The 15495-nt window shown below is 70.7% G+C and carries 9 protein-coding genes and 1 pseudogene; 5 read left to right on the top strand and 5 right to left on the bottom strand.

Going from position 1 to position 15495, the window contains the following annotated elements:
• Positions 1–30: 30 nt before the first annotated feature.
• The 3 genes and pseudogenes from ACFC8N_RS39945 to ACFC8N_RS39935 all read right to left on the bottom strand — a co-directional run bounded on the left by ACFC8N_RS39945 (position 31) and on the right by ACFC8N_RS39935 (position 2668).
• Positions 31–831 carry a maleylpyruvate isomerase family mycothiol-dependent enzyme gene (locus ACFC8N_RS39945; RefSeq protein WP_376294119.1) on the bottom strand — a complete coding sequence of 267 codons (801 nt, stop codon included), beginning with the start codon at positions 829–831 and terminating at the stop codon, positions 31–33.
• 36 nt (positions 832–867) lie between these two features.
• Positions 868–1227: pseudogene (locus ACFC8N_RS39940) on the bottom strand (NAD(P)-binding domain-containing protein); the annotation flags it as partial.
• A 58-nt stretch (positions 1228–1285) separates the two neighbouring features.
• Positions 1286–2668: an NADP-dependent succinic semialdehyde dehydrogenase gene (locus ACFC8N_RS39935; protein ID WP_376294117.1), complete on the bottom strand. Its 1383-nt coding sequence runs from the start codon at positions 2666–2668 to the stop codon at positions 1286–1288.
• A 1112-nt stretch (positions 2669–3780) separates the two neighbouring features.
• On the opposite strand from ACFC8N_RS39935, the gene ACFC8N_RS39930 reads away from it, so the two are divergent.
• The 4 genes from ACFC8N_RS39930 to ACFC8N_RS39915 all read left to right on the top strand — a co-directional run bounded on the left by ACFC8N_RS39930 (position 3781) and on the right by ACFC8N_RS39915 (position 10229).
• Positions 3781–4854, top strand: coding sequence for a radical SAM protein (locus ACFC8N_RS39930; protein ID WP_376294114.1), 1074 nt, complete (start codon positions 3781–3783; stop codon positions 4852–4854).
• Between the two features lies 1 nt (position 4855).
• Entirely contained in the window at positions 4856–7633 is a 2778-nt protein-coding gene (gene lanL, locus ACFC8N_RS39925; RefSeq protein WP_376294111.1) for a class IV lanthionine synthetase LanL, read from the top strand.
• A gap of 26 nt (positions 7634–7659) precedes the next feature.
• On the top strand, positions 7660–7767 hold the full coding sequence (locus tag ACFC8N_RS39920) for an ALQxL family class IV lanthipeptide (RefSeq protein ID WP_376294109.1): 108 nt from the start codon (positions 7660–7662) through the stop codon (positions 7765–7767).
• 146 nt (positions 7768–7913) lie between these two features.
• Complete coding sequence (locus tag ACFC8N_RS39915) at positions 7914–10229, top strand: M14 family metallopeptidase (RefSeq protein WP_376294106.1); 2316 nt, start codon at positions 7914–7916, stop codon at positions 10227–10229.
• Here the strand turns inward: ACFC8N_RS39915 and ACFC8N_RS39910 are convergent.
• Positions 10196–10891: a response regulator gene (locus ACFC8N_RS39910; protein WP_376294104.1), complete on the bottom strand. Its 696-nt coding sequence runs from the start codon at positions 10889–10891 to the stop codon at positions 10196–10198. The genes ACFC8N_RS39915 and ACFC8N_RS39910 overlap by 34 nt on opposite strands.
• Positions 10884–12932, bottom strand: a complete 2049-nt coding sequence (locus tag ACFC8N_RS39905; RefSeq protein WP_376294102.1) for a histidine kinase — start codon at positions 12930–12932, stop codon at positions 10884–10886. The genes ACFC8N_RS39910 and ACFC8N_RS39905 overlap by 8 nt, the downstream gene beginning before the upstream one ends.
• Positions 12933–13212: 280 nt before the next feature.
• Here ACFC8N_RS39905 and ACFC8N_RS39900 point away from each other — a divergent pair, with 280 nt between their 5' ends.
• A complete protein-coding gene (locus ACFC8N_RS39900) occupies positions 13213–15171 on the top strand; it encodes a BTAD domain-containing putative transcriptional regulator (RefSeq protein WP_376294099.1) in 1959 nt (652 codons plus the stop codon).
• Positions 15172–15495 lie beyond the last annotated feature (324 nt).

The following is a 15495-nucleotide window of genomic DNA, read 5'->3' as shown; positions in this document are numbered from 1 at the left end:
AGCTCCTCCAAAAGACATTGCCCTGGGGGGCTAAATGATGTTGAGGAAGTCGAGGAACGGTGTGGCGGCGGTTGCGTCGCCTGTGATGCTGCAGTGGTCGCGCCAGGGTTTGCGGGTGGTGGCCCACGCGATGAAGTCGAGTGCCGTGCTGTGGATCCGGGTGGTGGCGTCGTCCGTACCGGGTGCCACGGTCAGCTGTCCGTCCGGCGCGGTCGCGGGGTGGATGGTGACGGTGGTGGCGCCCGGGCCGGTCAGTTCCAGGACGAGGGGGCGGCCGACGGTGGCAGTGAGTTCGGGCCCCTGCATCTGAGGGAGGCCGGCCAGCATGAAGTCGACGGCGGGGGCGACCAGATCGTCAGTCGGTTCCGGCAGCCTGAACGGGAGCGGGCCGTCCGGGGCGAGCATGTCGTTGTACAGGTGGCAGAAGTCGTTGAACGCCATGGTGTTCGCCAGGAGGTGGCGTGGATACGTCCCGAGCCCGGCCACCTCGACGGGCTCGTCGGCCGAGGGCGGTTCCTGCGCCGCTTCCAGGAGGTCCAGTTGCCGGGGGGTGCTGCGGCGCCACTCGTCGAGGACTTCGGCATGGCTCCAGCCGCGGCGTTGGTCGACGCGCAGGTCGTGATACCGCTCGCGGTTCTTCGGCAGGGAAGGGTCGGGCGGCGGTGGGTCCACCGCCTCGGAGGCGAGGGCGGCGAGGTGGGCCACCACGTCGATGACGCGCCAGCCGTCACAGGCGGACGGCAGCTCCCATTGCTCGTCGTTCACCTGGGGGATGATCTCCGCGAGTTGCGTGGTGCCCGAACGCGCGGCGGCGAGGCCGGCACGGGTCATCGTTCCTCCCTCGTCTCGCTCGAAGGGGCGGTGCGGTCAGGATGAGACTGTGCACGTCTGCATCCGAACCGTGTCGTCTCGCAGTCCGTGGCGGGCCTGGTCCATGACATCGGCGACCACCTCTTCATTGGCGAGCGCGGTCAGGACGACGTCGGCGCCTTGGCAGGCCTCGGCCGGTGTGTCGCACACCGTGGCGCCGACGTCGGCCAGTGGTTCGGCGGTGGCACGGTCGCGGTTCCATACGCGCAGTCCCAGCCCCGCCGCTGCGATGTTGCGTGCCATGGTCTCTCCCACGGTGCCTGTGCCGAGCATCGCGACCACGGGCCTTTCGGGCGCGGACGACTGGGTCCGGTCCGCTGCGCTCATCGTCGTACCTCCAGGTGCTCGGCGGGCCGCGCGCCGCGAGGGTCGGCACGCATGTCGGTGGGTCGACTGCCGCCCGGGACCGGGTGTCTTAGGCGTCCTGGCCGATCCAGACGGTTTTGGCGTTCATGAACTCGCGCATGCCGAGGTCGGACAGTTCGCGTCCGTAGCCGCTGCGTTTGACGCCGCCGAAGGGGATCTCGGGGTAGCTGGTCGTGTTGCCGTTGATGAAGGCCATGCCTGACTGGACGTCGCGGACGAACAGTTCGCGTTCGGCCTCGTCCTCGCTCCACAGGTTCGAACCGAGTCCGTAGGGGTGGCCGTTGGCCTCCCGCAGGGCCTCCTCCAGGGAGGACACGGTCCATACCTGCGCCACGGGGCCGAAGACCTCCTCGTGGTACATCCGCATCTGCGGTGTGATGCCGGTCAGCACGGTGGGCGGGTAGAACCAGCCCGGACCGTCAGGGCGTTCGCCGCCCAGCAGCACCGTCGCGCCCTTGCCGACGGCGTCGTCGACGTAGGCCTCCACATCCCGCCGCCCGGACTCGGTGGCCAGCGGACCGACATCGGTGCCCTCGTCCATCGGATCACCCACCACCAGCGCGCCCATCTTCGCCACGAACATCTCGATGAACGTGTCACCGATGTCCTGGTGCACGTAGAACCGCTTGCCGTTGATGCAGGACTGTCCGTTGTTCAGGCACCGTGCCTTGACCCCGACATCGGTGGCCCTCTCCAGGTTGGTGGAGGGCATGACGATGAACGGGTCCGACCCGCCGAGTTCGAGAACTACCTTCTTGATCTCGTTGCCCGCGATGGTGGCCACCGACCGGCCCGCCGGCTCGCTGCCCGTCAGCGTCGCGGCCGCCACCCGCGGGTCGCGCAGCACCTGCTCCACCCTCCCCGCGGAAATCAGCAGAGTCTGGAACACGTCGTCCGGGAAACCGGCGTCGCGGAAGAGCTCTTCCAGGTACAAGGCGCACTGCGGGACGTTCGAGGCGTGCTTGAGCAGGCCCACGTTCCCCGCCATAAGGGCAGGCGCGGCGAACCGCATGGCCTGCCACAATGGCAGATTCCACGGCATGACCGCGAGCACCACACCGATCGGCTGATACGTCACGAACGTCTGCTTCGCGCCCACACGTGCGCCGTCGCCTTCCAAGTCCCGCAAATACGCGGGGCCCTCGGCGGCGTAGAAACGCAGCCCGTGCACGCACTTGACCACTTCCTCCTCCGCCGCACGGAAGGTCTTGCCCATCTCCGTGGTGATCATCCGGCTGACGCTCTCGATCTCCTTCTCCAAGCGTTCGGCCGCATGCTGCAGCCACCCCGCCCGCTCCTCGACACTCGTCAACCGGTACGACGCGGCCGCTGCCGCCGCCCGAGCGAGCTTGCCCTCCAGTTCCTCAGGAGACAGTTCGTCGAACCTCTCGAGGACCTCACCCGTCACAGGACTCGTAGTAGCAATAGCCATGAATCAACCGTATGGCCGCTTGACAAAGACAGCAATTCACCCCTATGCGTACTAATCGCACCAAGCCTTCGTGCTGAACACGATCAGTTCGACCTTGCCCTTCTCGAAATCCTCATCCGCCCTGGTGGGAGCTGGTGTCCGGGGAGTGCGGGATCTTGATGGCAGTCGCTTGAGTCGGCGCTCTGGCGCGGCCGTCGATGGTCGCGGCAACATGATCGATCGTGCTGTTGCGGCCTGGCTTGCCTACAGGGCTCTTGCAAAGTCGCATTTCTCTGATGTTTCCGCTGGTCAATTGACGCGTGCTCGGCAAGGTCCGCACCGACCCGAAGTGGGCGACCGCCCTGGTGAGGGCCCTGCTGGTGCTGACGAACCGCGAAGTCGCCCGCTGACCGATGACCTTGCCGGCAGTCATCCGCCCCTGACCAGCATGAGCACCCCGGAGCCCACGCACACCACCCCACTTGACCTGCAAGCTTCACGATGCACCACTCACACGTCACCACCCCCGACACCAATCCGATGAGATCAGTAGTCACCCCATGACAGCCGAACTCCAACACCTCCGCCCACAAACATGCTGGCCAACAAGGCATCCACCACGTCAGACCCCGTTGTCGACCAACCCACCGCCACAACACCGAGCATTCGCAGCACGAGCAGCTGGAGGACATCGCCCCTGCCTGGTGCCCCACCTGGCCGGTGGAGTGGCAGCGTGCCTGGACCGCGCCCTGAAGAAAGTCGCCCAGCTGGGCGGTTCCGGCGAGCGGGTGCCGGGGCGCAGGGCTCCTGTGCGTGGGGGCGCGACGGAGCGTGCACGCCTCCGAAGGCCCAGGTGGTCGGCGGCCGGATCACCGTCCGGGACGGGAGCGGGTTGCCGGGCCAGGGTGGCGTGGACGGCCGCCCGGCGGGATCCAGTGTCGCCTGATCCCGTGGGGTGGCGTCGAGCGGCGTGCGCTGGGCAGTGGCCCGCACTCCCGGCGGGGCGCCGTAGCGACCTGTATCTGCAGCCTCCTGGGGGCGGCAGCCGGTGACCGCAAGACGGGACTAAGGCCACCGACAGAGCACCGGCCAGGATGGTTGCCAGGGCAGGAACAGGACGGCCGGAGGCGGCGATGGGGCGAACAGCTCAGAGTGGTGATGGTCCCAGGGATGTCATCTGGGACATCACCTATGCGTGCCCGCTGCGGTGTACGCACTGTTATTCCGAGTCGGGTCGGCGCCCCGCTCGGCAGGCGGACCGGGACCGGATGCTGCGGATCACCGATGCGATCGTGGCGCTGGGCCCGGGTGTGGTGTCGCTGGGCGGGGGTGAACCGCTGGCGGTGCCGTGGCTGGACGAGGTCGCCCGGCGGCTCACCGGTGGCGGTGCCAAGGTGGTCCTCTACACGGGAGGTTGGTCGGTCACCCGGGCGATGGTGGGACGGCTTGCAGAGGTGTGCCATCGCTTCGTGGTCAGTCTCGACGGGCCGAACGCGCAGGTACACGACCGGATCCGGGGCCGGGCGGGATCGTTCGACCGGGCCCTGCGCACGCTCGGGCTGCTGGACGAGGTGTCCCGCGAGCGCCGTCAACAAGGCCTGAAGCCCCTGCAGTTCGGAACGGACTGTGTTGTGGTGCGCAGCAACGCGGACCGGCTTGAGGAGTTCTGCACCCGGATCGCGCCGCGCTTTGCGGAACTGCGCATCTTGTCCTTCCAGGCGGTGATTCCCGCGGGACTCGCCAGCCGCCCGGGGTTTGTGGAGCGGGAGCTGCCGGATGACGAGCAGGTTCGCCGGCTCGGCAGTGAGGAGGAGCGGGCGCGGCTTGCCGCTCTTGCGCCGCCGGGAGTCCTGGTGGTCACCTCGGACAACCTGGAGCTGCGGATGGCTCCGGACCAGGTGGCGCGCGGGCTGGGTTTCCAGGTCATCCAGGTGGAGCCGGACGGGCAGGTGCGGGCCATGCCCGTGTACGAGGGGACGGTGGGAAGTCTTCTCGACGAGCCGGTGGACGTGCTGTGGAGGCGGGCGCTGGAGAGGTGGGACGACCCGTTCGTGGCCCGCACACTGTCCGCGGTGCGCACCATGGCCGACTGGGCCGAGGCGGTACGGCTCATGGACCACCGTTTCGGAACGGACGCCGACCGAACCCGGTTCGCCCGCCGCCCCGATCTGCCCGCCGCTCCTGTCGAAGTGAACGGAGGCCGTTGACATGGACGCCGACACGATGCTGTGCGACATCGTCACGGCCGTGCTCTCGCGCGCCGGGGACGATGGATCAGGGCCTGTGGGCGGTTGGCGTGTGAGGGCTGGGGACTTCTGGTGTTACGTGTCTCCGCCGCGTGAGGCGCAGCAGGTACAGGGCTGGAAGCTGCACATTTCGGCTACGCCCTTGTCGGCTCCTTTGGTGCTGTGCCGTGCGGCTGAGGTCCTGGTGCGGCGAAACTGCAGGTTCAAGTTCGCCGGCACCGTCGACCGAGTGGGCGAACTGGTGTCACGGCACTACGAACGGGGCGGAGGAGGGAAGTTCCTCACCGTCTACCCGGAGGGGGACGAGGACTGGTTGCGGGATGTGGCCGGTGAGCTGCACCGGGCGACCCTGGGCCTGCCCGGGCCCGGCATTCTGTCCGACCGAGTGTGTTTCCCGCACAGCCTGGTGCACTACCGCTACGGGGTCTTCAGCGGGGTGAGCGCGCTGAACGGGGACGGGATGCGTGCCGCGATGCTCATCGCCCCGGACGGGGCGCTGGTGGATGACAGCCGCCGGGCGTGGTTCGCGCCGCCGCCGTGGGCTCCGCGCGATCCGTTCGCACCCGGCCGCTCCTGCGAACCGCCCACGCCGGCACCGGTGTTGCTGCACGGACGGTTCCTGGTCAGGAGTGTGATCCGGCATACCTTCGCGGGCGGAGTCTACCGGGCGGTCGACCAGGGCACCGGGGAGGCGGTCATCGTCAAGCAGGCGCGCCGTCATGCGGCGGCCACGACGGCTGGGGGCGACGCACACAGTCTGCGGCGCCATGAGGCGGCGATGCTGGACGAATTCGCCGGCAGCGGCTTCACCGCGCGCCCGGTCGCCGTGTTCGAGCAGCAGGGTGATCTGTTCCTGGTGCAGGAGGCCATCGTGGGTGCCACGCTGCGCCGTTGGGTGCTGGACCACATGGTGTTCGACGACGGTGGCACGTGGGGGCCGGACCCGGACGAGACGATGTCCTTGGCCTGCCGTCTGACGGAACTCATGCGGGCGGTGCACCACAAGGGCTGGGTGCTACGGGACTTCAATCCGAACAACGTGATGGTGGCCGGTGACGGCACCTTGCGGCTGATCGACCTGGAGACGCTCGCCCGTCCCGGGGAGCCCGTCCAGCGTGTCCACACGCCCGGCTACGCGGCGGCCGAGCAGGTGAACGCGGAGCGCATCAGTGCCGCGCCCCGCACCGAGTCCGATCTGTACAGCCTCGGCGCGACCCTGTTCTATCTGGCAACCGGTGTCGATCCGCTCCTGGCTTCCGGCGACGGCGGGGCCGGTGCGCAAAGGGAACGGCTGGTCTCCTGGCTGGCGCGGCTGTCGGCCGACAACCCGGCCGCACGCCGACTCGCGCCGCTCGTACGGGCGTTGCTCGACGACGATCCCGCAGCCCGGCCGGCCCTGGACCAAGTGCTGAACCGGCTGCAAAAGGATCAGACCGGACCGGCACGCTCCCGTCCGGCCCCGGACCCGGCGTCCCGGCGTCTCGGGGAGGGCGAACTCAAGCAGCTCGTGACGGACGGTCTTGACCACCTCATCACCACGATGACTCCGGAGCGCTCCGACCGACTGTGGCGCTCCGGCCCGGCCGGGGCTGTGGCGGACCCGTTCAACGTCCAGCACGGCGCCGCCGGGGTGCTCGGTGTACTGGTCCGGGTCCACCAGCTCGAACCACAGCCTGCGGTGCATGAGGCGGTGCGTGGCGCCGCGCGCTGGATCAGCGGGCGGGTGGGCCGTGAGCCCCGGTGCCTGCCGGGGCTGTACTATGGTCGGTCGGGCACCGCCTGGGCGCTGCTGGACGCGGCCGGGCTGCTGGGGGACTCCGCGCTGCTGGACCATGCAAAAGCGCTGGCGGGCGGGGTGCCGGTGGAGGGGCCGGTGCCCGATGTCTGCCATGGTGTGGCCGGGGCCGGGCTGACCCAGCTGCGGTTCTGGGAGGCCACCGGGGAGCCGCGGTTCCTGGAACGGGCGCGGCAGGCGGCCGAGGCGCTGACCGACATGGCGGTGCGCAGGGACGGTCTGCTGCTGTGGCCGATTCCCAGGGAGGTGCTGGCGGCCTCCGACGACCTCGCCCATTACGGGTTCGCGCACGGTGTGGCGGGGGTCGGTGCCTTTCTCCTGGCGGCCGCACGAGCCACTGGTACGGCCGCGCACGCAGAACTGGCCGTCGAGGCCGCCCGGACGCTGCTCGCCGTCGCCGAGGTGGAGGAGGAGGGCGCGTACTGGCGGACCGGGGAGCCGGGCAGCCCGCGCAAGACGCACTGGTGCAGCGGCTCCTCGGGAGCGGGCACGTTCCTGGTGCGCGCCTGGCAGGAGACCGGCGAGGAGGAGCTGCTGGGGGCGGCCCGGCAGGCGGCCGTGGCCGTGCGCCGTACCCGCTGGCACGAAGGGCCCACCCAGTGCCACGGTCTCGCCGGGGACGGCGAGTTCCTGCTCGATCTCGCCCAGGCCACCGGCGAGGACAGGTACCGGGACTGGGCCGCGGAACTCGCGCTGGGCATCCATGCCCGCCATGTCGTGCGGGACGGGCGCATGGTCGTCCCCGACGACACCGGCACGGCCGTGTGGGCCGACTTCAACACCGGGCTCTCCGGAGTGATCGCCTTCTTGTCACGGCTCACGCACGGCGGCCCGCGGATGTGGCTGTCGCTCTCGCTGACGGCGGCGAGACCCGAAGGCCTCGATGAGGCCTGCGGTGAGGACTCCGGTGCGCGGGTGGCGCAGGCCGCCCCCGGTACCGGCTGATGATGCGCGATGACGAAAGGAGGTGAATGGTAATGGAGTTCGACGTGAACGCCCTGCAGGTTCTGGAGCAGGAGGAGCCCGAGAGCGGCGCCTGGCCCGAGCCGACGCGGTGCTCGTGCTGCAGCACCTTCTGACGGCTGCGACCGCCCACCAGGTCACCGCCCCCGCCCCGGCGGGGGCGGTGACCGACCGGCACGACCGGCACGAGTGACATCGCGGACACCACCGACATGGCCGATACGACCGGTCCGGCTGACCGGGCTTGAGGGAAGGGCAGATCATGCGCACACCGCGGGGCCGCTGCAGAGCGCTGTGGCCGGTACTTGCCGTCGTCCCGGTGGGGGCCGTCGTCCTGGCCGCTCTGCCGGCACCGGCCCTGGCTCCGGTACCGGCACCGCCAGGGACGGCGGCACGCGCCTTCCCCGTCGGCAGGGCCGTACTCTCCGCCGGCCGGGCCGTGCCGCGGCCCTGTTACTCGGCCCTGCTCCGTCCGGGTACTGCGGGTGTGTCGGTGCGCGAGATCACCTCGCCGGCCACCGGTGTGCTGCGGGTGCGGCTGGCACCCCGGGGCGGCGCGCCCGGGGACTGGGACGTGGCCGTGTTCGACAAGGCCGGCGGAGCCCTCGTCGATGCCTCGTCCGGGCCGCACAGCCGGGAGTTGGCCGAGGGAACCGTTGTGCGGGGGCAGCGACTGGTGCTGCAGGGCTGCCGCTATGCCGGCCGCGCCGGGACGGTGTCCCTGCGTGCTGATGTCGTGCCCGGGCAGGGATCCTTTGCTCCCACCCGTCGCCCTGCCGCCGCCGCGGCGCGTTCCGCGCTGCCTTCCGGCCGTAGCACGTATCGGCAACTGTACGAGTACGAGTACGAGTTGAAGGACCTCGCCCGTACCCATCCGTCGCTGGTCACCTCCGTCACGCTGCCCTACCTGACCGCCGAGGGGCGGGAGGTGTCCGGGGTGGAGATCGCCGCCGACCCGGTCCGGAAAGAGGACGGCAAGCCGGTGATGCTGACCCTCGGTCTGCACCATGCCTCGGAGTGGCCCAGCGGGGAGATCGCGATGGAGTGGGCGTACGAGCTGACGCTCGGCTACCGCACCGATCCCCGGATCCGTGCGCTGGTGCGCAGGACCCGCAGCGTCATCGTGCCGGTCGTCAACCCCGACGGTTTCGCCGTCTCCCGCACGGCGGCGCCCAAGGGGGACTTCTCCCGTTTCGACTACGAGGACAAGCGCAAGAACTGCGCCGCCGGGGGCGCGCCGGCGCAGGACCGGACGGGACCGTGCGCGGCGAACGCGGCCGGGCGGTTGCGCGGTGTGGACCTCAACCGCAATTACGCGGGCTTCTGGGGCGGTGCCGGGGCCTCACCGCTGTGGGACGACGACCACTACCGCGGGCCGGCGCCCTTCTCCGAGCCCGAGACCCGAAATGTGCGCTCTCTGGTCTCCGCCCGGCAGGTCACCGACCTGGTGAGTCTGCACACCTATGGGGACCTCGTGGTGCGCCCGCCGGGTGCCAACGACACCCAGCCGCCGCTGGACGAACCGGCCTACCGGGCCCTGGGCGACCGGCTCGCCGCCCACAACGGCTACCACAGCGAACCGGCACGGGAGTTGTACGAGGCGACCGGGATGACGGAGGACTGGTCGTACTGGGCCACCGGTGGATTCGGCCTGACCCTGGAGATCGGCCCGCGCACCGCCCATCCTCCCTACGCCGACGGCGTGGTGGCCGAGTACGCGGGTCTGGCTCCGGCAGCCGGGGCGGGCAAGGGCGGCAACCGGGCGGCGCTGCTGGAGATGCTCGCCGACACCGCGGACCCGGCGGCGCATGCCACGGTCGTGGGGACCGCACCGCGCGGATACCGGCTGCGGCTGCACAAGTCGTTTCGGACGCCGACCTCGCCGGTGCGGCGGGCGGACGGATCGCAGGGGCCGCCGCTGGAGGTGGCCGACACGCTCGATTCGACGCTGCTCGCCCCGGGCGGCGGGTTCGCCTGGTCGGTCAACCCCTCCACCCGGCCCTACGTGGCGGGGCGCTACGGACGAGACCCCGAGGCCCCCGTCCAGCCGCCGGTCGTCCTCGGCCACCCTCCCGTCCTGCCGCCGGTGAACACCGACTACCCCACGGACCCGGTGGCGGACCGTGTCCCGTTCACCGTCGAGGGTCCGCCGCGGGCCGACAACGGGCGTATGACGGTGTCGGTCAACTGGCGGTCGCGGAGCACCGAATGGGATCTGTACGTTCTGGACGCGGCAGGCAGGACGGTGGGCGAGTCGATCGTCGGCGACACCGACTCCCAGCAGGTCGTCCTGTTCGACCCGCCGCCGGGCCGGTACACCGCGGTGGTGGTCGACTTCCAGCAGGCCGACCCGCGTGTTGCGGACCCCTGGAAGGGCCGGGTCGACTTCCGCTCGCCGCTGCCCACTGTCCATGGCCCCACCGAGGCGTACACCCTGACCTGTGAGGATCCGGGCGGGCACCGGGTGGGGGGCAGGGCGGTCATCGTCGGCCGGGGGCAGCGGGTGGACGTCGGGGATGTGTGCGCGGGCGCGCGGGCGCAGGGTCAGGGTCCCGGTTCCGGGCCCGAGCGCAGATAGGTGAGGACCGCGGTGACGCGGCGGTGCAGCTGGGTCTCCTCGGCGAGGCCCAGCTTGGCGAAGGTGGAGTTGACGTGCTTTTCGATGGTGGATTCCGACAGCGACAGGGATTCGGCGATGGACCGGTTGTTCTTGCCCTGCGCCATGTGCCGCAGCACGTCGAGTTCTCGGCGGGTCAGCTGGGACAGCGGCGCATCGGTGGTGCGAGTGAGGCTGCCCACCAGAACCTCCACGATGCGCGGGTCGATCACGGAACGTCCGGCGGCGACCTCCCGCAGGGCCCGCAGCAGTTCCTCAAGCTCGCCGATGCGTTCCTTGAGCAGGTAGGCCAATCCGTCGGTGCCGTGCTGGAACAGGGCGAAGGCGTACTGCTCGTTGGCGTGCTGGGAGAGCACGACCACGCCTATGCCGGGGTGGCCGGCGCGGATGGCGTGCGCGGCGGTGATGCCTTCGGTGTGGTGGTCGGGCGGCATCCGGATGTCGGCGATCACGGCGTCGGGACGCAGCCGCTGGACCGCGTCCAGCAGTTCTTCCGCGGTGCCGACGGCAGCGACGACGACCACCTCGCCGGTGTCCTCCAGCAGACGGCGAGTGCCCTCGCGCACCAGGTAGTGGTCCTCGGCGATGACGACCCGCATCCTGGTGGACGTTGGTTCAGACATCTGCGGTCTCCCGTCGCGTCTCGGTGATGCGCGCGTGCAGTGTGGTGCCGTTGCCGGGCCGGCTGATGATGGACAGTTCGCCGCCGACGGCCTCGATCCGGTCGCGCATGCCGGTCAGTCCGGAGCCGAGCCCGGTGGTCGAGCACAGCCCGACCCCGTCGTCGCTGACGTCCAGCAGCAGTGATCCGCCGGCGCGGCCGATGCGTACGGTCACACCGGCTGCCCGGGCGTGTTTGAGGACGTTGGTGAGTGCTTCCGACACCACGAAGAACGCCGCCTCCTCGATGTCGGGTGTGAAGCGTGCCGCGCGCACGGAGGGTTCGATCTCGACGGTCACCGGGATCGGCAGTCTGCGGGCCCGGGACATCACGGCCGCCGCCAGGCCCTGGTCGGTCAGGACGGGCGGATGGATGCCGTGGGCGAGCTCGCGCAGTCCGTCGATGACCCGGCAGGCGTCGTCCTGGAGTTCGGTGAGGGTGGTGTGCACCGTGTCGCCGTTGCGGCACAGCTGGTTGCGGGCGAGTCGTAACTTGGCTACGAGCGCGACGAGTTCCTGCTGTATGCCGTCATGGAGCTGGCGCTCGATCCTGCGTCTTTCGGTGTCCTGCGCCTGAACGATGCGCGTGCGGGACGCGTTGAGTTCGCTGGCCTGGCGCTGCACTTCCTCGATGCGGATGGAGAGTTCGGCATTGAGGCGTGCGTTGTGTACCGCCAGTGCCGCCTGCCGGGCCAGGGTCTCGACCAGGTCTCGGTCCTCGGGGGCGAACCGGCCCTGGGCCTTGGGCCCGTACTCGATGAAGCCGAGGACGTCGTCGCCGTAACAGAGCCGTACCCTGGTGGGTGAGGCGTCCGTGCCGTCCGGCATCGTGCCAGCGGTGCCCCGGGCGGAGGGAAGCCGGCCCGGATCGGCGGTGCCCAGCTCGACGTTCACCCAGCGCAGGACCAGCCACTCCTGCAGGCTGACAGCGAGCTGCGGTGCCAGCAGCGTCAGGTCGTAGGCGTGCTCAAGGGTCGTGCCGAACTGCACCAGAAGTTCGAAGTTGGAGCGTCGCACCCCGAACACGCGCCGTGCGGCCACCTGGTTGAGCTGCTGGCGAAGCGGCTGGAACAGCATCGTCGCGGCGACGGCCACCAGGACGGCGGCGCTGATGGGAAGGTACTGGCTCGCGGTGAGCCCCAGGGCGGTGACCATGCCCAGGTACCATCCGCCGATGATGACCCAGAGCAGGCCGTAGACGGTGGAGCGCCGGGCGGTGAAGTCCAGCCCCGGCAGCCGGTGCCGGAACGCCGCGTACACCAGACCCGCCGAGATCAGGACATAGGGCAGCGCGCCCAGGGTGCAGCCGACGAAGTAGGCCGGCCCGCTGTCTCCCTGCCACATCCGCACAAGCCGCATGGAGCCGCGGGCAGCGAACAGAGCGAAGGCCGCTGCTACGACCGCGGGCCACCGGCCGGTGTTCCGGGTGTCGGGGCGCTTGGTGCCCGGCAGCGAGCGTGCCAGCAGCAGCCCCGCTCCGGTTGCGGGCATCCATGCCTCCGGCTGGACCAGCAGCCGCAGCTCCAGCCACTGCGGCATCGGCACCGCCATGAGTACGAGCGGAGCTGCGAGCAGCAGCCACAGCAGCCGCAGCGTGATGCGTTCGCGGGCGCGGTGCTCGCGTCCGTCCGGCAGCAGGGCGAGCAGCCGGGCGGTCATGACGGCCGCGATCACGTCGATGGTGCGGGCCAGCAGTAGCAACGGCCAGCTGGCGGCCGGTCCCGGGACCCAGCCGGCGACGGAGCCCAGGGCAGCCACGGTGAAGCGCACGACCAGCCCGAGGGCAGCCCACGATCCGGTCGCCAGCGCCCGCCGCGCGACCGGATGGGCCGGGGCCTTCCAGCACAGTGCAAGCCCCGCCAGATAGCACGGCGATACCGCGCCCAGAGCCCAGGGCAGCGTCCGCGTGGCCGAGAGCAAGGCCCCGAGCCCGACCGCGTAGAGCAGCCCCAGTCCACCGCAGATCGCCAGGACACGCATGCCCCGTGCGTCCTCAACCGCCATGGCGCAAGTGTTCCTTGACCGTTTTGCGCTGTACAGGACGCATGCCTCCTACTGTGGTGGCGGACAACCTCCATACCAGAAGAGAGGGCGCCCGCCTTCGCCGTCCGGGCGGCGAAGGGCACACTTCTCGCTGGGCGATCCGGGGGCGCCGGGTCGCGGTGAGCGTGGCTGGCGCCGCGCAGCGGGCGGCGAGGGGGCGGGTATGACCACCACACAGACGGCACCGTGTCACGGGTTACCTGAGCGCGGAAAGGCGCGATGTACGACGGTCGCACACCTGTTGCGCGAGCAGTCCGGCGAGGACGGTCGGTTGGTCGCGCTGTTCCAGCTGCTGGGCGAACCGCAACGGGCCGTGGCCGCACACCGGCGCCTGGCCTCGGCCGGGTTGAACACACCCGAGGAGATCGCGGCGGCGGCCTGGGCCGCCGCCGCCCATTGCGCGCGGGGCGCGCTGAGGCAGGCCCAGGACCTCGTCAGGCGCACCGTGGGCGCGCTGGAGCACTGCAGTGATCCGTACGCCGTGGTGGTGGCTCGCACTACGGCTTCGGCCGTGGCGGCCACGGACGGCCGGTGTGCGGCCGCCGAGCATCACCGGCAGTGCGCGCTGCAGGCCGCCCGTACGGCGGGCGATCCACTGCTGCGGCTGCTGTCGGTGGTGGGTACGGCGCAGCAGCGGATCGAGCAGGGGGAGCCGCGTGAGGTCCTCGCCGAACTGGACAGTGCGCTGGGTACGGCCGGTCAGGATGCCGTACTGGCGGTGGCCCTGTTGCTTTCGGCGCGGTGCCGGCGGGCCGCCGCACTGCTGGTGTTGGGTGAACTGGACCGGTCCGCCGCCGAGTTCACCGATGTGCTGATGGACTATCACCGGCTGGGAGACGGCGCGGGCCTCGCGCTGGGGGCGCCGGCGCTGCTCGGTGTCGGCGATGTCCACCGGGAGCGTGGTGAGCTGGGGCCGGCCAGGGCCGCCTACCAGGAAGCGGTGGTCCTCGCCGAACGGTCCGGCGACCGCCAGACGCTGTCCGCGGCGCTGACCGGGCTCGCTCTGTCCCGCGGCGGCAGCGAGCCTCACTCGGCAGCGGTTCTGGCGTCCCGGGCGGCCCTGGGGTGCGCCGGTCCGCCGCGGATCCGTGCCCTGCTGGCGGGCGGCTGGATCGCGCTGACGGCCGGGCGCTGTGAGGCGGCCGAGGAGTCGGCCCGGCAGGCAGCAGGCGAGCCCGGTGCGCAGGGGAGCCGGGCGGTGTTCGCCGAGTTGCTGGAGCTGGAGGCGATGTGTGCCGTCGATCCCGCCACGCGGCAGGCGCTGTTGGGGGACGCCGAGGAGATGTGGGCCACCGCGCAGCGTCCGTTGGCGGTGGCCAGGGTCGCCGTGGCACGGGCGCGGCTCAAGGATGCCGGCGCGACGCGGGTGCGCGAGGCCACCGCCCGGCTGGGCCAGTTCGGGGTGGGGGCTGGGGCCGGCGATGCGGCGGGGCTGCTCAACCGGGCGGCGGCGAGTCAGTGCCCGTCCGTGACGGTGCGGGTGCTGGGCGGCTTCCAGGTCCTGCGGGACGGCTGCCCGGTCGGGGCCGAGCAGTGGCAGTCGAAGAAGGCACGGGACCTCCTCAAGCTCCTGGTGGCCAGGCGCGGCCTGCCCACACCGCGTGAACTGCTGATGGAGGAGCTGTGGCCCGAGCAGGATCCCGCCCGGTGCGCCAACCGGCTGTCGGTGGCGCTGTCCGTCCTGCGTCTGGTCCTCGATCCGCAGCGCCGTATGGCCCAGGACCACTTCATCGTCGCGGACAACTATGTGGTGGGCCTGGCCCGGCTGCACGTGGACGTGCAGGAGTTCCTGGCCGCGGCACGCCATGCGCTGGGCGTCGCCGGGCGGTCAACCGAGCACGCCTTCGCGGCGCTGGCCGCCGCCGAGGGCCTGTACCGCGGAGATGTCCTGGCGGACGAACCGTACGCGCAGTGGGCGACGGCCCTGCGGGAGGAGGCCCAGGCCGCCCATGCGGAATTGCTGGCCAGGCTCGCCGCGGCGGCCGCCGAGAACCGCGACGCCTACGCCGAGATCCACTACAGGCTCCGTCTGCTGGAACGTGATCCGTACGACGAGGACACCCATCTCGCCCTGGTCCGGCTGCTGGCGACTGCGGGCCGCCATGGCGAGGCCAGGCGCCGCTACCGGATGTACGCCGGGTGCATGGAAGAGATCGACGTCGCCCCGGTGCCGTTTCCAGTGCTGCGGATCAGGGGCTGATCGGGAGCCCGCGCGATGGGCTCGGCTCCAACGTCGACGCGTCCCGCGCAACCGCAGCCGCGGTCTCGGGCTGGATGCTTCGGGTTGCCACGTGGGCATCCAGCGGCGACCGGTGCGTCTGGATTCCCCGCTGGCCCCGCCAGAATGTTACGGCGGGTTCCGGGTCAGGGTCTTTGCGTGTCGTCGATTCGTCCAGTTGGTCAGGGGATTCCAAGGGCTGTCAGGGGCCGTCGTGGGTCGCGGGCGGTGTAGTGGCAGGCTGCGATCCGGACTGTCTGCTCGGCTCACAGACCGCGTAGACAGTGCCCTTCTCGATCACCTGTC

Origin of the sequence: Streptomyces sp. NPDC055966 (assembly GCF_042269865.1) — a bacterium.
Lineage (GTDB): Bacteria > Actinomycetota > Actinomycetes > Streptomycetales > Streptomycetaceae > Streptomyces.
Note: the sequence above shows the minus strand (reverse complement) of the source record. Positions and strands in the feature narration are given on the sequence as shown.